Annotated in this window: 18 protein-coding genes; 14 read left to right on the top strand and 4 right to left on the bottom strand. The window is 58.4% G+C overall.

Features of this window, described 5'->3' with window-relative positions:
* Positions 1 to 110: 110 nt before the first annotated feature.
* From ACEWPJ_RS08180 to ACEWPJ_RS08165, 4 genes are all read left to right on the top strand, one after another.
* On the top strand, positions 111 to 1256 hold the full coding sequence (locus tag ACEWPJ_RS08180) for a bifunctional 2-C-methyl-D-erythritol 4-phosphate cytidylyltransferase/2-C-methyl-D-erythritol 2,4-cyclodiphosphate synthase (RefSeq protein WP_416512310.1): 1146 nt from the start codon (positions 111 to 113) through the stop codon (positions 1254 to 1256).
* A complete protein-coding gene (locus ACEWPJ_RS08175; protein ID WP_416512309.1) occupies positions 1253 to 1741 on the top strand; it encodes a phosphatidylglycerophosphatase A in 489 nt (162 codons plus the stop codon). Before ACEWPJ_RS08180 ends, ACEWPJ_RS08175 begins: the two co-directional genes overlap by 4 nt.
* Positions 1738 to 2208: a CinA family protein gene (locus tag ACEWPJ_RS08170; protein ID WP_416512307.1), complete on the top strand. Its 471-nt coding sequence runs from the start codon at positions 1738 to 1740 to the stop codon at positions 2206 to 2208. Before ACEWPJ_RS08175 ends, ACEWPJ_RS08170 begins: the two co-directional genes overlap by 4 nt.
* 154 nt (positions 2209 to 2362) lie before the next feature.
* Positions 2363 to 3544 (top strand): ammonium transporter, encoded by a 1182-nt coding sequence (locus ACEWPJ_RS08165; protein ID WP_416512305.1) that lies wholly within the window; start codon positions 2363 to 2365, stop codon positions 3542 to 3544.
* On the opposite strand, the gene ACEWPJ_RS08160 is transcribed toward ACEWPJ_RS08165, so the two are convergent.
* On the bottom strand, positions 3541 to 3987 hold the full coding sequence (locus ACEWPJ_RS08160) for a type II toxin-antitoxin system RatA family toxin (protein WP_416512303.1): 447 nt from the start codon (positions 3985 to 3987) through the stop codon (positions 3541 to 3543). The genes ACEWPJ_RS08165 and ACEWPJ_RS08160 overlap by 4 nt on opposite strands.
* Before the next feature lie 155 nt (positions 3988 to 4142).
* Between ACEWPJ_RS08160 and hpt the strand changes: the two genes are divergently transcribed.
* From hpt to ACEWPJ_RS08145, 3 genes are all read left to right on the top strand, one after another.
* The gene (gene hpt / locus ACEWPJ_RS08155; protein ID WP_416512302.1) at positions 4143 to 4685 is read left to right on the top strand and encodes a hypoxanthine phosphoribosyltransferase; all 543 of its coding nucleotides are present in this window, start codon (positions 4143 to 4145) and stop codon (positions 4683 to 4685) included.
* A gap of 102 nt (positions 4686 to 4787) precedes the next feature.
* Positions 4788 to 5747 carry a hypothetical protein gene (locus ACEWPJ_RS08150; protein ID WP_416512300.1) on the top strand — a complete coding sequence of 320 codons (960 nt, stop codon included), beginning with the start codon at positions 4788 to 4790 and terminating at the stop codon, positions 5745 to 5747.
* 18 nt (positions 5748 to 5765) lie between these two features.
* Positions 5766 to 5948, top strand: a complete 183-nt coding sequence (locus tag ACEWPJ_RS08145; RefSeq protein WP_416512298.1) for a hypothetical protein — start codon at positions 5766 to 5768, stop codon at positions 5946 to 5948.
* Here the strand turns inward: ACEWPJ_RS08145 and lipA are convergent.
* Positions 5945 to 6895 (bottom strand): lipoyl synthase, encoded by a 951-nt coding sequence (lipA, locus tag ACEWPJ_RS08140; RefSeq protein ID WP_416512296.1) that lies wholly within the window; start codon positions 6893 to 6895, stop codon positions 5945 to 5947. The genes ACEWPJ_RS08145 and lipA overlap by 4 nt on opposite strands.
* A 224-nt stretch (positions 6896 to 7119) precedes the next feature.
* Between lipA and ACEWPJ_RS08135 the strand changes: the two genes are divergently transcribed.
* Positions 7120 to 7668, top strand: a complete 549-nt coding sequence (locus ACEWPJ_RS08135) for a peroxiredoxin (RefSeq protein ID WP_416512295.1) — start codon at positions 7120 to 7122, stop codon at positions 7666 to 7668.
* 66 nt (positions 7669 to 7734) lie between these two features.
* Here the strand turns inward: ACEWPJ_RS08135 and ACEWPJ_RS08130 are convergent, their stop codons facing one another.
* A complete protein-coding gene (locus ACEWPJ_RS08130; protein ID WP_416512294.1) occupies positions 7735 to 8865 on the bottom strand; it encodes a DUF6456 domain-containing protein in 1131 nt (376 codons plus the stop codon).
* Between the two features lie 217 nt (positions 8866 to 9082).
* On the opposite strand from ACEWPJ_RS08130, the gene ACEWPJ_RS08125 reads away from it, so the two are divergent.
* Positions 9083 to 9367, top strand: coding sequence for a DUF6477 family protein (locus ACEWPJ_RS08125; protein ID WP_416512292.1), 285 nt, complete (start codon positions 9083 to 9085; stop codon positions 9365 to 9367).
* Here ACEWPJ_RS08125 and ACEWPJ_RS08120 read toward each other — a convergent pair.
* A complete protein-coding gene (locus tag ACEWPJ_RS08120; protein WP_416512291.1) occupies positions 9360 to 10904 on the bottom strand; it encodes a trimethylamine methyltransferase family protein in 1545 nt (514 codons plus the stop codon). The genes ACEWPJ_RS08125 and ACEWPJ_RS08120 overlap by 8 nt on opposite strands.
* A gap of 189 nt (positions 10905 to 11093) precedes the next feature.
* On the opposite strand from ACEWPJ_RS08120, the gene guaA reads away from it, so the two are divergent.
* The 5 genes from guaA (at position 11094) to ACEWPJ_RS08095 (ending at position 16084) form a co-directional block, all read left to right on the top strand.
* Positions 11094 to 12668: a glutamine-hydrolyzing GMP synthase gene (gene guaA / locus ACEWPJ_RS08115; RefSeq protein ID WP_416512290.1), complete on the top strand. Its 1575-nt coding sequence runs from the start codon at positions 11094 to 11096 to the stop codon at positions 12666 to 12668.
* Between the two features lie 46 nt (positions 12669 to 12714).
* Complete coding sequence (locus ACEWPJ_RS08110) at positions 12715 to 13086, top strand: hypothetical protein (RefSeq protein ID WP_416512288.1); 372 nt, start codon at positions 12715 to 12717, stop codon at positions 13084 to 13086.
* Positions 13065 to 13961 carry a DMT family transporter gene (locus ACEWPJ_RS08105; protein ID WP_416512287.1) on the top strand — a complete coding sequence of 299 codons (897 nt, stop codon included), beginning with the start codon at positions 13065 to 13067 and terminating at the stop codon, positions 13959 to 13961. The genes ACEWPJ_RS08110 and ACEWPJ_RS08105 overlap by 22 nt, the downstream gene beginning before the upstream one ends.
* A 96-nt stretch (positions 13962 to 14057) precedes the next feature.
* A complete protein-coding gene (locus ACEWPJ_RS08100; protein WP_416512286.1) occupies positions 14058 to 15107 on the top strand; it encodes a hypothetical protein in 1050 nt (349 codons plus the stop codon).
* A gap of 110 nt (positions 15108 to 15217) precedes the next feature.
* Entirely contained in the window at positions 15218 to 16084 is an 867-nt protein-coding gene (locus ACEWPJ_RS08095; protein ID WP_416513025.1) for an ATPase, read from the top strand.
* Positions 16085 to 16099 lie beyond the last annotated feature (15 nt).

Below are 16099 nucleotides of genomic sequence, written 5' to 3'. Positions count from 1 at the left end.
CCCCGTGTCGTTCGCAAACTGCCTAATTTTTGGGCAGTTCTGACGGAGAATGCCGCCATTGTCACGCCTTTAAGAACGTCATAGACACTCCGAAGCCAAACGGAGACCTCATGAGCATTGCTGTCATCATTGTTGCAGCTGGGCGCGGAACGCGGATGGGCGGCGGCGTTCCCAAGCAATATCGGATGCTTGCGGGGCAGTCTGTATTGAACCGAACGTTGCACAAATTCACGCAAGTTCCGAAGGTCAGCGCGATTGTCGTTGTCATCAACCCGGAGGACGAGGCGCGGTTTGTCGACAGCGTTAGTTTACCCGTGGGCCTGCCCATCAAGATCGTTCACGGTGGTGCAGTTCGGCACGAGTCCGTTGCCGCCGGGTTGTCGGCGATCCCGGATGACTGTGATCGTGTGCTGATCCACGACGGTGCACGACCCCTCGTCAGCGATGCGGTGATTGGCCGTGTGATTGACGCGCTCGACGTTTCGACCGGGGCCGCCCCCGGCCTTGCAGTCACCGACGCGCTTTGGCGGGCTGACGACGGGCGCGTGTCTGATATCGCCTCTCGTGATGGTCTGTTTCGGGCGCAGACTCCGCAGGGGTTTCGTGTCGCGTCACTTCGTGATGCATATGCTGAATATGAGGGCGAGGCTGGGGACGACGTCGGTGTTGCTCGTGCATATGGCCTTGACGTTCAGATCGTCGAGGGTGACGAGGACAACTTGAAACTGACCTATGCTGCGGACTTTGCCCGCGCCGAACGGATATTGGGGGCGGACATGGATATACGCACCGGAAACGGGTTTGACGTGCATCGATTTGGCGATGGCGACCACGTGATGTTGTGCGGGATCGCTGTGCCGTTTGATTGCGGTCTTCAAGGCCATTCGGACGCCGATGTCGGTATGCACGCGGTGACAGACGCGATCTACGGTGCACTGGCAGAGGGCGACATCGGCCAGCACTTCCCGCCGAGCGATCCGCAGTGGAAGGGGGCCGAAAGCCACATCTTCCTCGATCACGCCTGCACGCTCGCCCGCAGCCGTGGCTATCAAATCACCCACGCCGACTGCACGCTGATCTGCGAGGTCCCTAAGATTGGCCCGCATGCCGACGCGATGCGGGCAGAGATGGCGCGGATCATGGGGCTGGACGTCAGGGCTGTTAGCGTCAAGGCGACAACGTCGGAGCGTCTGGGCTTTACCGGACGCGGCGAAGGGATCGCCGCCCTTGCCACCATCACGCTGGTCCGGACATGAGCAAACTGATCGCGACATTCTTCGGCGCTGGATTGCTGCGCCCTGCCCCCGGCACCTGGGGATCGCTCGCGGCCCTGCCCGCGGCTTGGCTGATTATGGAATGGGCCGGGTTCTTTGGACTGCTGTTCTGCGCGTTCATCGTCTTTTGGGTCGGCTATTGGGCGACGCTGGAGGAAACGAAGGGTAAAGACGATCACGACCCCTCAGAGATCGTGATCGACGAGGTCGCCGGCCAATGGATCGCGTTGCTACCCGTCGCATATGGCGCCGGCATGATGAATGTTGAAACGCTGCGCCTGTGGCCGGGTTGGATTGCTGCGTTTCTGTTTTTCCGGCTGTTTGACATCCTGAAACCCGGCCCGGTCGGCTGGGCGGATAGGAAGCATGACGCGATGGGCGTAATGCTTGACGACGTGATCGCCGGCGTTTTCGCGGCGATTGCAGTCATTGTGGTGGGGTCATTCTTTCATACGGTGATGGGATGAGCGTTTCCGCCGACATCCTGACCCGCGCGCGGGATGCGGGCGTGATGATCGCGACGGCTGAAAGCTGCACTGGCGGCATGGTTTCCGCCGCTTTGACCGATATCGCCGGATCGTCCGATGTGTTCGAACGCGGCTTCGTAACCTACACCAACGCCGCGAAGGTTGAGATGTTGGGCGTTTCCACCGCGACACTGGACGCGCACGGCGCGGTGTCGGAGGAAGTTGCGGCAGAAATGGCGGAGGGCGCCCTTGCCCTCTCCCGCGCGCAGCTCGCGGTGTCTATCACCGGAATTGCCGGGCCGGGTGGGAGTGAGTTCAAACCTGAAGGTCGCGTTTGTTTTGCCATCGCGGAGTCTGGCACCCCAGCCAAAACCGAAACCGTTGAGTTCGGGCCGCTCGGCCGTGCCGAGGTGCGCAAGGCTGCACGGGATCACGCGCTTAATCTGCTTCTGGTCACGCTGACCTGAACCAGCACAGATTTCCGGCAGCTCACCCAAAAACCGCACAAAAAACAGGCATCGAAAGAAATGCCCATGAATTAGGCATGATCTGCACCTGCCTGCCTTTTCTTTAATCGCCCTCTCCGCTTCAACGCGCCAAGCAACCGGACCGGAGAATGATATGAACGCCGCAGATACAGCTTGGATCATCGTCGCCACGGCGCTTGTCCTCTTCATGACCTTGCCGGGGCTGGCGCTGTTCTACGGTGGTCTTGTTCGGGCGCGGAACGTGCTGAGCGTCTTTATGCAATGCTATGCCATCGCCTGTTTGATGAGCATCCTGTGGCTTGCCTTCGGGTATTCCATTGCGTTCGGTGCGGGCGAAAGCGGCGTTTGGGGTGGCTTGGGCAAAGCGTTCTTGGCAGGCGTGACGGCGGACAGCCTGTCCGGAACCCTGCCCGAAGTTCTGTTCTTTGCCTTCCAGATGACTTTTGCGATTATCACCCCGGCCCTGATCGTCGGCGCTTATGTCGAACGGGTCGGCTTTGGCTTTGTGCTGCTTTTCTCGGGCCTTTGGATGCTGCTGTGCTACGCGCCGGTTGTGCATTGGGTTTGGGGCGGCGGTTTTCTGGCAGATGGTGGAATTTTCGGTGAAACAGGCGTCAAGGATTTCGCCGGTGGCATCGTTGTTCACGAAACGGCGGGGATAGCAGCACTGCTGATCGCCGTATTCCTCGGGCCGCGTCGCAATCGCACGACGCCGCCGCACAATCCGGGGTTTGTGATGATCGGGGCGGCGATGCTGTGGGTCGGTTGGTTCGGTTTCAACGGCGGCTCACAACTCGCCGCCGACGGCGGGGCGGCGATGGCGCTGACAGTCACGCATATCTCAGCCGCGACGGCATCGCTTAGCTGGGCGCTGTGGGAGAAGATCAAGTATGGCAAGGCATCGTTGGTGGGCATTGTCACGGGCACCATTGCGGGCCTTGCCTCGATCACACCGGCGTCGGGGTTTGTCGGTCCGATTGAGGCGCTGTTGATTGGCGCGGTCGCGGGTATCCTGTGTCAGGAAGCGGTGAACTTCGTGCGCAACGCGCTCGGCATTGATGACACGCTTGATGTCTTCGCGGTTCACGGGGTCGGCGGGATCTTCGGCACGATCATGATCGCGGTATTCGGCGCGGGAACATGGACGGCGCAGCTTGGGTCGCTGGTGATCGTTGGCGCGTTCACCGTCATCATGTCGGTCGTGCTTATCAAGATAGTAGGGTGGATCACGCCGATCCGCGTCGATCATGAGATCGAGGTCAACGGCCTCGACCTTGAAGTGCACGGGGAACGCGCCTACGACATGGCGTCCTAGCTGTAGAGTTCGTTCGCGCGGTTTTCGAATGCGCGGACGATGCGGTGCATGGCTTCGTTGAACACAACGCCGATCAGTTTTTGCAGGATCATATTGCGGAATTCGAAATCAACGAAGAACTCGACCCTGCAGTGGTCGTCGGGAAGGTCGGTAAACGTCCAGTAAGATTTCAGATACTTGAATGGGCCGTCGAGGTATTCGGTGTCGATCCGCATCGCTGCTGGATCAAGCGTCACGCGGCTGCCGAACCGTTCGCGGAACACTTTGAACGAAATCACGAGGTCGGCGAGCATGATTTCCCGTTCGCCCTTCCGCTCCGTCGATCTGATGCGGGCGGCGGCGCACCACGGCAAGAACTCCGGGTAGGACGCGACGTCGGCCACCAGATCATACATCTGCTGCGCCGTGTATGGCAGATCGCGTGAATCGTGATGTTTCGGCATGTCTTTCCCTTCGTCCCGGTCTGTCATTTCGAGGGTCGAGCGTCAGAAATCAAGGGATGAATGGGTATTCGCGCCGATCTGTCCCGAAAATGGGTTGGCCTGCGCCCCGCTGTCGCGCTAGGAAAGCAACGCACATTCCCCGGCAGGAGAGCCAGATGCCAGATCGCCCGTATGTCATTGATGAAATGATCTCTGCCAAGACCATCGCGGCCCGGATCGAGGATTTAGCGCGCGAAATACGGGAGGAGTTCGAAGGCACCGACAAGCTGGTCGTCGTCGGGCTGCTGCGTGGATCGTTCGTGTTCATCGCGGACCTCGTGCGAGAGCTAGATTTGCCGGTTGAGGTCGATTTCCTCGAAGCGTCCTCCTACGGCGACAGCATGGAAAGTTCGCGCGAGGTGCGGATTTTGAAAGATCTGCGCGGAGAGATTGCCGGCCGCGACGTGCTGTTGGTTGAAGATATCGTCGATACGGGGTTCACGCTGAAGCATGTCATCAGCTTGCTGCGCACCCGAAACCCGCAAAAGCTGCGCACCATTGCCCTGCTCGACAAGCCATCCCGCCGCGAGGTGGACGTGAAGGCGAGCTGGACCGGATTCGAGATTCCAGACGAATTTGTCGTGGGCTACGGCATCGACTTTGCCCAACGCAATCGCAACCTGCCCTATATCGGTAAGGTCCGGTTTACCCAGACGTGACAGATTGGCCACATCGCTGTTTGGGTCGCTTTTGACGATGCGCTCACCGTGCTATGTTGCGGCTGAGCAGAACAATTAAGAATCGTGCAGGAACAAAGTCTTATGAAATATTCCGTTTCGCTGGCTCTCGCATCCAGTCTTTTTGCGACGACAGGCGCGCTGGCGCAGTCCTCAAACCCGTTCAGCGGACCGACGCAGTTCTTCGTCGAAGGATATGTCGACCTGTCTTACCTCGACGCATCGGGCGGTCAGGACGGCACATTGCTACGGTCTGAGGTTGATCTTGGCTTCCGCCCCGACGGCGACGGTCTGGGGTTTGAATTGGGTCTGGATGGCTACTGGCTCGATTCCTCAACGGTGGATGAAGACAATACAGCGATCTATCCGGCTGTCACGCTCGACACCGCCTTCGGACAATTTTCTGCCGGTATCCCCCGTTCGGTGCTTGATCGGGGCTATACAGCGGACACGGTGTTCGCGCGGTCGAGCTTTCTTGACCTTCAGTTGAACACCTTTACCGACTCCTTCCTCGGCAGCGCATATCTGACGTCGTCAGAAACGCCCTATGGTTTGCGTTACGATGGGGAATTTGGTGCGACGAAGATCGGGCTGTCCTACCATCAGATCGATCTTGGCGGCGGTGAAACCGACAACTATGCGCTTGCCCTGCGGCATGAATTTGACGCGATCAGCAGCTTTTACGACTTCGCGGTCTTTGGTGGTTTCGAACACGTCACCAATTCGACGACCGACGCGACCAATTACACGATCGGGGCCGAGAGCGGCGCGGACAATTGGACAGTTGGTCTGCAACTCACCGACAATGAATTGATCGGCGATTCGAGAATTGCTGAAGTCTATGCCGACTACTCCATCAATAACTTCACGATCAGCGGTTCGGTGCTTGACGTAAATCCGGGCTTTGGCCCGTCGATCAGCTATTACGGTGTTGGTGCGGAGTATCGTTTCCTGCAAAATGCCTACGTCGATGCCGGCGTCGTCGATAGCGACGCATTTGGGTTTGAAAGAACCTACGAAGTATCGCTCGGCTGGCGCTTCTAAACAGCTCCGGTTGCGCCCATGAACCCACTCCACTTTCTACGGATGGCGAAATGGGCGCGGCTTCCGCCATCGGCGACGCGGGTCAAGCTGGTTTTGGGCGTAATCGCGATTTGCCTGATTTTGTTTGCGATTGAGCGTGTTTTTGGCTGGCCGGAGCTTTTGACGCCAAACGACCTACGCGGAACGAGAGCGCGTCCCTAAGCTTTGCCGAGCTTCTTCATCCGCGCATCCCGCAGACGGGCAAAATCATCCCCCGCGTGATAGCTTGACCGGGTCAGCGGGGTTGACGACACCATCAGGAACCCCTTGCCATACGCGGCCTTTTCATACGCTTTGAATTCATCCGGCGTAACGAACCGATCAATACGGTGGTGCCGCGTCGTCGGCTGCAGATACTGACCGACGGTCAGGAAATCCACATCTGCGGCGCGCATATCATCCATTACCTGCGTTACGGCCTGCCGATCTTCGCCAAGGCCGACCATGATGCCGGATTTCGTAAACATTGTTGGGTCGAGTTCCTTAACCCGCTGAAGCAGCCGCAGAGAATGGAAATAACGCGCGCCGGGGCGCACCTCGGGATAGAGGCCCGGCACCGTTTCAAGGTTGTGGTTAAAGACGTCAGGGCGCGCTTCGACCACGGTTTCGACGACCTTCGGATCGCATTTCAGAAAATCCGGCGTGAGAATTTCAATCGTGGTCCCCGGCGATTGACGGCGCACCGCGCGTATCGTTTGGGCAAAATGCTCTGCTCCGCCATCTTCCACATCATCGCGATCAACCGAAGTGATGACGACGTGATTCAGGCCAAGCTTTTTCACCGCGTCCGCCACCCTGCCCGGTTCAAACACATCAAGTGCGTCGGGCTTGCCGGTCGCCACATTGCAGAACGTGCAGCCACGGGTGCAGATTTCACCCATAATCATCATGGTCGCGTGACCTTGCGACCAGCATTCACCGACATTCGGACAGCCAGCCTCTTCACACACGGTCGTCAGGTTGTTTTCCCGCATGATCTTTCGTGTATCGGCGTAGCCCTTTCCGCCGGGTGCGCGAACGCGAATCCAGTCGGGTTTCTTTGGTTGTGCGTTCTCCGGGCGGTGGGCCTTTTCGGGGTGGCGTTCAGCCGGAACTTTCAGATCGCGCATGAAAATCGTCCTTTGATGTCCGCGCCACTATAGGGATTTCCCGTGTGGTGACCAGTGCTGCCAAATGTCGCTATTCGCTGGCTGCACAGCAGCTATGTGTCCTGCGGGGGCGACAAAGACGCCCACCTGCCTTTTCCCGAATTGAACTCAGATTAGAATCATTTTAAAGAGCGGCAAAGCTCTCTGAGCATCGAAATTCGTATTCAGTTTGAAGGAGATACACCATGAAAGCAGGACTTCATCTGCCTAACGTCACGTTCAAAACACGGGTGCGGGACGAGTCGATCGGTGGATCGAATCCCTTCCGCTGGGAAGACAAAACCACCGCTGATTATTTTGCGGGCAAGCGCGTCGTTCTGTTCGCACTGCCGGGCGCGTTTACGCCGACCTGCTCGACCTATCAACTGCCGGGGTTTGAGGATAACTTCGAGACGTTCCAAAACTACGGAATCGACGAAATCTACTGCCTGTCGGTCAATGATAGCTTTGTGATGAACAAATGGGCCGAAGCGCAGGGCATCAAGAAAATCAAGGTGATCCCTGACGGTTCGGGCCGCTTCACCCGCAAGATGGGAATGCTGGTCGACAAGGATAACCTTGGCTTTGGCGCGCGGTCTTGGCGCTATGCGGCCGTCGTGAACGATGGCGTTGTTGAGGCTTGGTTTGAAGAGCCGGGGATCGAAGATAACCACGCGGAAGATCCCTATGGAGAGTCTTCGCCCGAGACGGTTTTGAACTGGCTGGAAGGCGACGCGCAGGCGTTGGCGTCGTAAATACAACCGATAAACGAAAAAGGCCCGCAATGACGCGGGCCTTTTTTATGCGCGGCAGATGTCGGACTATCCGATCATCGGACCATATCGCCCATGCGTTTCGTCATAGTGGCGTTTCAGCCGTTGCAAGGCGATCCGCAAAACCACCTTGCCGGACCGCGCCGACCAACCCATGCGTTTTTCGGCCGTTTCCATACCTTCCAGATAGCAACAGCACCGAAGCACCACATCGCCAAGCCCCGGCCCAAGGTCGCGCAAAGCGGCGGAGACCCGATCCCGCGCCTTGGTCGGCCCTTCGGCAATGCCACTTCCGCTGCCGAAATTTCCGCGATCCCCGCCGGTCAGGAACTTCTCCCAGTTCTGGGCGACACGCGGACCCATCTGCGCGAGCTCAAAGTCTTCGCGCAACCGCTCACCCGCTGTGACGAGATCATCGGACAAAAACGGCTTGCCTGACTTATCCTTTCGTCGGGCGAGCGCGGCCAAAGGCGATTCCGCCAGGTTGTAGCGGATCTGGCGGGGGCGTTCTTCTGTCCCGGTGGCCATTTGCTTTTCGCCCCAAACCCGGTGTTGATCGCCAAAGGCCGCCTGCGCATCCTGAAACCCCGGTGCCGCGCCGTTGCCCAGCATCCGCTTCAGTGACGCGCGCCCGACCGAGGTGATTTCATACTGCGCGATCCGTCCTGATTTCACGCAGGTGATCCAATCCTTCAGCGCCATCGCCTGTGCGATATCGCGATCAACGACGGCAGTGCGGGTTGTCTTACCCCCCGGCAGGTCACGCACGACGGCGGCTTTGTCCATATCCTTCGCCACCGCAAGGACAGCGCCTGTTTCGCTTAGTCGGCGCAGGACGCGGCAGGCTTCGCGTTCGATCTTTACGTCCAGTTTCGTGTGGGAGGTGTGTCTGACAGGGGCGTTCATGGGTGGCATTTCCTCTTCAAGCTTTGGAATTTGGCTCTGGAAATGGGAACGACCCAGGTAACGCAGCGCTTCGTCCACAAGGGGGTCATCGCGGCGGTTCTCGTAACGACGCACTTGTCGCAGAACGGTCGAGGCGTGACAGCCGGACCGCCGCGCGACCGCCCGGATCGAAAGGCCCGTCTCCGTGTGCATCAAATAGCGTTGCGCAGATTCGGGCACCCAGCGCGGTAGATTGGGCCTGACATCAGACCCAGTGCCGGCTGCGATATTCATCGGCAGACAGTCCTTTCCTCCGGCCGAAGGGGCGAGTTGAGAAACAACCTTGAGTTGCATGTATTACCTGATCGTTTAGTTTTCCAGATTTAGGCATCATTCGAATTTATTCCTAAACAACTTTGAAACCATCGCGCGGACGTTGCGGCCAAGCCGCAACACCACCACAGGTTGCATTAGATCATCTGGACCTCTGCTGACAATTGAAGGACCAGCGATGACCGACCTGCTGACGATGTTGAAGCATTTGCACCGCCCCCGCCTACTGATCCGGGCCGCACGATTTGGGGTGGAGGACTATTCCCGCAGCCGTGATTTGCCGCGCCTGATCAAATGTACTGGATTGCCCGACCCGGCGCGTGCGATCACCGCGTTGATGAACGAAGAAGGATATCTGGAAGAAAAACGACAAACGGGCGACGCTGATTACAGCATCGCCCGGCATATTGAGGTTCTGATCGCCCTAATGGGCGAGGCGCGGTTGCTACCAACGATTAAATGAAGGCGTCAGGCTCCGCCGCTTTCTTCTTGGTGACGAATTCGTTCAACGCCTCTTCAATGGCGGGGTCGATGGCGGGTTTCGTGTAGTCCGAAAGCAGCTTTTGAACCCGCTCGGCCGCCAAAACTTGAGAATCCCGCGCGCCTTCTTCGTCCCACGTTTCAAACGGCTTGTAGTCGAGCACGTTGGAGCGCCAGAATGCGTCCTTGAAATTCGCCTGTGTATGGGCGCAACCGAGGTAGTGGCCACCCGGTCCGACTTCGGCAATCGCGTCCATCGCCTGACCGGTTTCGGAAACATCGACGCCCTTGGCGATGTGGTGAAGCACGCCAAGCTGATCGGCGTCGAGAACAAACTTTTCAAAGCTGGCGACCAGCCCGCCTTCAAGCCAGCCGCAGGCGTGAAGCATGAAGTTCACCCCGCCAAGCAGCGCCGCGTTCAGCGTGTTGGCGGTTTCGTAGGCCGCCTGCGCGTCGGGCAGTTTCGATCCGCACAAGCTGCCGCCAGATCGGAACGGCAGGTTCAGCCTGCGCGCCAATTGTCCTGCGCCATAAAGAATGTTCGACGCTTCTGGCGTGCCGAAGGTCGGTGCGCCGGAGTTCATGTCGATCGAGGTTACGAACGCGCCAAAGATAACCTTCGAACCCTTTTGAACGAGTTGGCTATAGGCGACCCCAGCCAGCACCTCGGCCAGAACCTGCGTCAGTGTCCCGGCGACCGAAACAGGCGCCATCGCGCCCCCAACGATGAACGGAGAGATGATGCACCCCTGCCCGTTCTTCGCATAGACATCCAGCGCGCCGACCATGATTGGGTCAAACGTCAGCGGAGAGTTGATGTTGATCAGCGACGTTGTAACCGCGTTGTTCTGAACGAACTCATCCCCAAACAGCACACCGCACATATCGACGGTATCCTGCGCCCGGCTGGGTTCGGTGACAGAGCCCATGAACGGCTTGTCCGACAGCGTCATATGGGCATGAAGCATATCAAGGTGGCGTTTGTTCACTGGCACGTCGGTCGGCTCGCAAACTGTGCCGCCACTGTGATGCAGCCATTTCGACATATAACCTAGCTTCACGAATTTCTGGAAGTCGTCGATGGTTGCATAGCGACGCCCGCCATGCAGATCACGCACGAAGGGCGGACCGTAAACCGGGGCGAGCACGAGGTTGTTGCCGCCGATCACCACCGATTTTTCGGGATTGCGGGCGTGCTGGGTGTATTGCGACGGCGCGGTTTTGATCAGCTCTCGGGCCAAACCACGGGGGATGCGCACGCGTTCGCCATCAATATCCGCGCCGGCTTCGCGCCAAAGCTCTAGCGCGTGGGGGCATTCGACGAAGTTCACGCCAATCTCGGCCAGAACGGTTTCCGCGTTCTCTTCGATGATTTGCAACGCTTCCTCGTTCAGAACCTCAAAATTGGGGATGTTCCGTTCGATATATTTCGCAGTTTCGATGCTGACTGCGGTGCGTTCTGCACGTCGGGCGGCACCACCGCCACCCCTTGCCCGCCGACGGCTTGCTGCTTCTTCCATATTCTGAACTCCGAAAATCATGCTGCGCAGGTTTGTCGGGCGTATTCTAGCGGATCGCGGCCCGCAGCGTGAATTGATAGCGGCGATTGACGGGCAAAAGCGACACATTCGCCGGATCGTGGGGCGGATCACGCCTTGCCGTGCCCCTGCCCCCTTGCAGAACACGCAGCACCTATTTATTGCCAGCCTATGACTCAGATCGCCCCAGACATCGCCCACGAGCGGCTGCTTATCATCGACTTCGGCAGTCAGGTTACGCAATTGATCGCGCGTCGCCTGAGAGAGCTGAACGTCTATTGCGAAATCCACCCCTTTCAGAACGTGACCGATGCGTTTCTGGCGGAATTTCAGCCGAAGGCGGTTATTTTCTCCGGCGGCCCGGCCAGCGTCATTGACGAAGAGTCCCCCCGCCCGCCGGAAAGTGTTTTCGATCTTGGCGTGCCGATTCTGGGCATCTGCTACGGCCAACAAGTGATGATGCAAATGCTCGGCGGTCATGTCGAACGCGGCCATGGCACGGCGGAGTTTGGTCGCGCCTATGTCACACCCAATGATGACCGGATCGACCTGCTGACCGGCTGGTTCCTTGAGGAGCGCGAACAGGTCTGGATGAGTCATGGCGACCACGTCAGCAAAATCGCCCCGGGCTTTAAGGTCTACGGCACGTCACCGAATGCGCCCTTCGCAATCACCGCCGATCTTGATCGTGATTTCTACGCCGTGCAATTCCATCCAGAGGTGCACCACACCCCGAACGGCAAAACGCTTTACGAAAACTTCGTGAAACGTGCAGGCTTCACCGGCGACTGGACGATGGGTGCCTATCGGGATGAAGCGATCCGCCAAATCCGTGAACAGGTTGGTGATGCGAAGGTAATTTGCGGGCTGTCCGGCGGCGTTGATTCTTCTGTCGCCGCAGTGCTGATACACGAGGCGATTGGCGACCAGCTCACCTGCGTTTTCGTCGATCACGGTTTGCTGCGCCAAGGCGAAGCCGAAGAAGTCGTGACCATGTTCCGCGACCACTACAACATGCCCCTGATCCACGCGGACGAGCAGGAGCTGTTCCTTGGCGCACTCGACGGTGTCAGCGACCCAGAGGTGAAGCGCAAAACCATCGGCAAGCTATTCATAGACGTGTTCCAGAAACACGCGGCAGAGGTCGGCGGTGCCAAATACCTCGCCCAAGGCACACTGTATCCCGATGTTATCGAAAGCGTCAGTTTCTCTGGCGGGCCATCGGTCACGATCAAATCGCATCATAATGTCGGCGGCTTGCCCGAAAAGATGGGGCTGAAGCTGGTCGAACCCCTGCGCGAGCTATTCAAGGACGAGGTGCGCGCGCTGGGCCACGAACTAGGCCTGCCCGACAGCTTTATCGGCCGTCACCCTTTTCCCGGCCCCGGCCTCGCCATCCGCTGCCCCGGAGAGATCACGCGCGAAAAGCTCGATATTCTCCGCAAGGCGGATGCCGTCTATATCGACCAGATCCGCAAGCATGACCTTTATGATGAGATTTGGCAGGCGTTCGTCGCGATCCTTCCTGTGCGCACCGTCGGCGTTATGGGTGACGGACGGACCTACGATTTCGCCTGCGCCTTGCGGGCTGTGACATCCGTTGATGGCATGACTGCGGATTACTACCCGTTCAGCCACGATTTCCTTGGCGAAACCGCGACCCGGATTATCAATGAGGTGAAGGGCATCAACCGCGTGACCTACGATGTCACGTCAAAACCCCCCGGCACGATTGAGTGGGAATAGACCCCGCGCCCTTGCGCTGCCCAAGGAAACACGCGACCAAAGCGGTATGACACGTCTGTTCGGATCAGTGCTCCTCGCGGGGCTATGCTTTGGTGCGGCCATGGCCGAGGCGGAACTGCCACCGCTTGCCTGCGAAGGCGCGGCGCCTGACTGGACACTGACCCTAGCCGGTCCGGTGGCACAGCTTACCATTGAGCGCCCGATTGACATGACCGTACCGCAAAGCAGTGTGGCCGAGGGGGCGGATTGGCCCCGCGCACTGACGCTTGTTGGGGATCGTGACACGGCGATTGTCATTCTGGATGAGGAGATGTGCAGCACCGCGCACGCGAAGGGCTTTCCGATAGAAGCCCACATCCTCACCCAACGCGGCACGACCCCGATCCTCCTGACCGGATGCTGCACGGTGGCGGAGTGAGCGCGCCCGTTCTGAAAGCCGCGGCCTGGATGTCCGGCGCGGTTGTGTCCTTCACCGCCATGGCGATTGCGGGCCGCGCGGTCAGCCATACACTCGATACGTTCGAACTGATGCTTTATCGGTCGCTGGTCGGGATCGCGATTGTCGTCACCGTCGGGCTGGCTGCCGGGACGCTCAATCAGGTCAGCTTCCAACGCGTGCACCTACACCTTTTTCGCAATATCGCGCATTTCTGCGGTCAGAACCTGTGGTTCTTTGCGATCCCCCTGATCCCGCTTGCGCAAGTCTTTGCGTTGGAGTTCACGACTCCGCTTTGGGTTATGATCCTCGCGCCGTTCTTTTTGGGGGAACGATTAACGCGGATGCGCGCGCTTTCCGCCTGTGTCGGGTTTCTGGGAATATTGCTGGTCGCACGGCCGGATGTCGGCGGCATCAGCGTTGGCGTCGTATCAGCCGCGCTTGCCGCCATCGGATTTGCGACGAGTGCAATTTTGACGAAACGACTGACACGAACCGAATCGATTACCTGCATTTTGTTCTTCCTCACGACGATGCAGGCGTGCTTCGGCTTGCTTTGCGCAGGGATCGATGGCGACATCGCGCTGCCAACGGCGCAAATCTATCCGTGGTTGGTTGTCATCGGCTGTGCCGGATTGCTCGCCCATTTTTGCATTACCAGCGCGCTGAATATCGCGCCCGCCGTCGTGGTGATGCCCTTTGATTTTGCACGCTTACCTGTCATCGCGGTGATCGGCATGCTGTTCTACAATGAACCCTTGGACCTGATCGCCATCCTTGGCGCGGTGATCATCTTTGGCGCCAGTTACCTCAATATTTTCGCCGAAACCCGCAACTGGGCAAGTGTGCAACGCTGAGTTGCAAACACGCTCTGACGCGGCGTCATTGATTGACCTGTAATACTTCGGCCCCGTAATCTTTACGAAAGAAATAAAATAATCAGGGAAGTGGAAATGAAGTTACTTTGGTCATCTGCGGCGGCCCTTGCGATCATGGCAGGCGGAGCCCAAGCAGGCGCGATTGAGCGATCAACTCAATCCGTTGGTATTCTGTTCGAAGAAGGGCGCTACGGCGAGTTTTCACTGTCGTTCGTCAGCCCATCGGTTAGCGGCACGTTAGGGGGCACACCCAGTGGCGATATGGCACCCGCCTACCTTACCTATTCCTTCGGCTACAAGCAGGATCTGTCAGATAATCTGGCCATCGCGCTGATCCTCGATCAACCGATTGGGGCGGATGTATCGTATCCGACCGGTGGCTACCTGTTTAACACGTCCACGGCCGAGCTTCGGTCGAACGCTCTGACCGGGCTCCTGAAATATCGGTTCCCATCGAACGTCAGCGTCTATGGCGGCGTGCGGGTTATGCGGACTAAGGGCAACGTGTCGATCCCCTTCCTGGGCGGTTACACGCTGGACGCAAGTCCCACGACTGACCTTGGATACGTCGTTGGTGTTGCTTACGAGCGCCCCGATATCGCACTGCGCGTCGCGCTGACCTACAATTCTGCGATTGACCAAGACTTCAACGTGACCGAGTTCGGCGCAGCGACATCGGTTATGCCGGTCGAAATTCCGCAATCGGTGAATCTGGAGTTCCAGACTGGCGTTGCAGAAGACACGCTGCTGTTCGGGTCGATCCGCTGGGTTGACTGGACCGCTTTTCAGCTCGACCCGGCCGCCTACCCGCCCGCCACTCCGCTGGTATCTTACGCTAACGACGTGACGACCTACACTCTGGGTGTTGGCCGCCGGTTCAACGAACAGTGGTCCGGCGCGGTTACGATTGGCTATGAAAAGCACCACGGCGATCCGGTGGGCAACCTTGGCCCGACCGATGGTCAGACCAGCCTCGGGGTTGGCGCGACCTATACGCAGGGCAACGTCGAAATCTCCGGCGGCGTGCGTTACATCTGGATCGGTGACGCTGTTACGACCGCCGGGGCCCAATTTAGCGGAAACGACGCGATAGCAGCGGGTATCCGGGTTGGCGTGAAGTTCTAAACTCACACAAGATACAACACCCAGCACCCCGCCACATCGGCGGGGTGTTTTCGTTTGACCCCCTGCGCTCTGCTGGCTACCAAGTCTAAACTCGAACAGGAACGGCAATGATGCTTTATTCTTCGGCTCAGGACTGGCGGGATGCGGACGCGAAGCGCGTGCTGTTATTTGGTATGTCCGGCCTCGGAAAGACGCATGTTTCCAATATCTTGCGCGCCGAAGGGAATTGGTTTCACTACTCCATCGATTATCGGATCGGCACCCGGTATATGGGCGAGCATATTTCGGACAACTTCAAGCGCGAAGCGATGCGGGTGCCGTTGCTGCGCCAACTCTTATTGACCGACTCCGTCTATATAGCGTCCAACATCACCTTCAATAACCTCGCGCCCCTGTCGACGTATCTTGGCAAGCCCGGCGACCCGGACAAGGGCGGCTTGCCGTTTGACGAATACATGCGCCGTCAAGACCAGCACCGCGCGGCAGAAATCAGCGCGCTCTATGACACACCCCGCTTTATCGCCCGAGCGGAGGAGCTTTACGGCTATGGCAATTTTGTCTGCGACAGCGGCGGATCGATCTGTGAAGTCGTCGATCCCGACAACAAGAACGATCCGGTTCTCTCCGCGCTTGTCAAAAACGTGTTGTTGGTCTGGATCGAAGGGTCCGAGGCACACACGGAAGCTCTGATCAGGCGGTTCGAGAAAGCACCGAAGCCGATGTATTACCACCCGGACGTGCTTTCGGACTATTGGCAATCGTATCTCAGCGAAAACAACGCTGTAGAAGGCGACGTTGATCCTGATGACTTCATGCGCTCGGCCTATAAACGCGCCTTGGCGCACCGTCAGCCACGTTATGAGGCGATGGCGCAGAATTGGGGTGTTTCCATTTGCGCAGAGGACGTTGCGAACGTCACGACAGCCGACGATTTCACCGATCTCGTCGCCGCTGCACTGGAAATGCGCGACCGCTAACCATATTTCCCTTCA

It is taken from the genome of Aliiroseovarius sp. YM-037 (assembly GCF_048060095.1).
GTDB lineage: Bacteria > Pseudomonadota > Alphaproteobacteria > Rhodobacterales > Rhodobacteraceae > JBLUOA01.
This window is presented reverse-complemented; position numbering and strand designations above follow the sequence as displayed.

What these genes read in the sequence shown, in the direction of transcription:
- ACEWPJ_RS08180 (WP_416512310.1), top strand. Translation starts at nt 111, where the DNA reads ATGAGCATTGCTGTCATCATTGTTGCAGCTGGGCGCGGAACGCGGATG.
- ACEWPJ_RS08175 (WP_416512309.1), top strand. Translation starts at nt 1,253, where the DNA reads ATGAGCAAACTGATCGCGACATTCTTCGGCGCTGGATTGCTGCGCCCT.
- ACEWPJ_RS08170 (WP_416512307.1), top strand. Translation starts at nt 1,738, where the DNA reads ATGAGCGTTTCCGCCGACATCCTGACCCGCGCGCGGGATGCGGGCGTG.
- ACEWPJ_RS08165 (WP_416512305.1), top strand. Translation starts at nt 2,363, where the DNA reads ATGAACGCCGCAGATACAGCTTGGATCATCGTCGCCACGGCGCTTGTC.
- ACEWPJ_RS08160 (WP_416512303.1), bottom strand. Translation starts at nt 3,987, where the DNA reads ATGCCGAAACATCACGATTCACGCGATCTGCCATACACGGCGCAGCAG.
- hpt (WP_416512302.1), top strand. Translation starts at nt 4,143, where the DNA reads ATGCCAGATCGCCCGTATGTCATTGATGAAATGATCTCTGCCAAGACC.
- ACEWPJ_RS08150 (WP_416512300.1), top strand. Translation starts at nt 4,788, where the DNA reads ATGAAATATTCCGTTTCGCTGGCTCTCGCATCCAGTCTTTTTGCGACG.
- ACEWPJ_RS08145 (WP_416512298.1), top strand. Translation starts at nt 5,766, where the DNA reads ATGAACCCACTCCACTTTCTACGGATGGCGAAATGGGCGCGGCTTCCG.
- lipA (WP_416512296.1), bottom strand. Translation starts at nt 6,895, where the DNA reads ATGCGCGATCTGAAAGTTCCGGCTGAACGCCACCCCGAAAAGGCCCAC.
- ACEWPJ_RS08135 (WP_416512295.1), top strand. Translation starts at nt 7,120, where the DNA reads ATGAAAGCAGGACTTCATCTGCCTAACGTCACGTTCAAAACACGGGTG.
- ACEWPJ_RS08130 (WP_416512294.1), bottom strand. Translation starts at nt 8,865, where the DNA reads ATGAATATCGCAGCCGGCACTGGGTCTGATGTCAGGCCCAATCTACCG.
- ACEWPJ_RS08125 (WP_416512292.1), top strand. Translation starts at nt 9,083, where the DNA reads ATGACCGACCTGCTGACGATGTTGAAGCATTTGCACCGCCCCCGCCTA.
- ACEWPJ_RS08120 (WP_416512291.1), bottom strand. Translation starts at nt 10,904, where the DNA reads ATGGAAGAAGCAGCAAGCCGTCGGCGGGCAAGGGGTGGCGGTGGTGCC.
- guaA (WP_416512290.1), top strand. Translation starts at nt 11,094, where the DNA reads ATGACTCAGATCGCCCCAGACATCGCCCACGAGCGGCTGCTTATCATC.
- ACEWPJ_RS08110 (WP_416512288.1), top strand. Translation starts at nt 12,715, where the DNA reads ATGACACGTCTGTTCGGATCAGTGCTCCTCGCGGGGCTATGCTTTGGT.
- ACEWPJ_RS08105 (WP_416512287.1), top strand. Translation starts at nt 13,065, where the DNA reads ATGCTGCACGGTGGCGGAGTGAGCGCGCCCGTTCTGAAAGCCGCGGCC.
- ACEWPJ_RS08100 (WP_416512286.1), top strand. Translation starts at nt 14,058, where the DNA reads ATGAAGTTACTTTGGTCATCTGCGGCGGCCCTTGCGATCATGGCAGGC.
- ACEWPJ_RS08095 (WP_416513025.1), top strand. Translation starts at nt 15,218, where the DNA reads ATGCTTTATTCTTCGGCTCAGGACTGGCGGGATGCGGACGCGAAGCGC.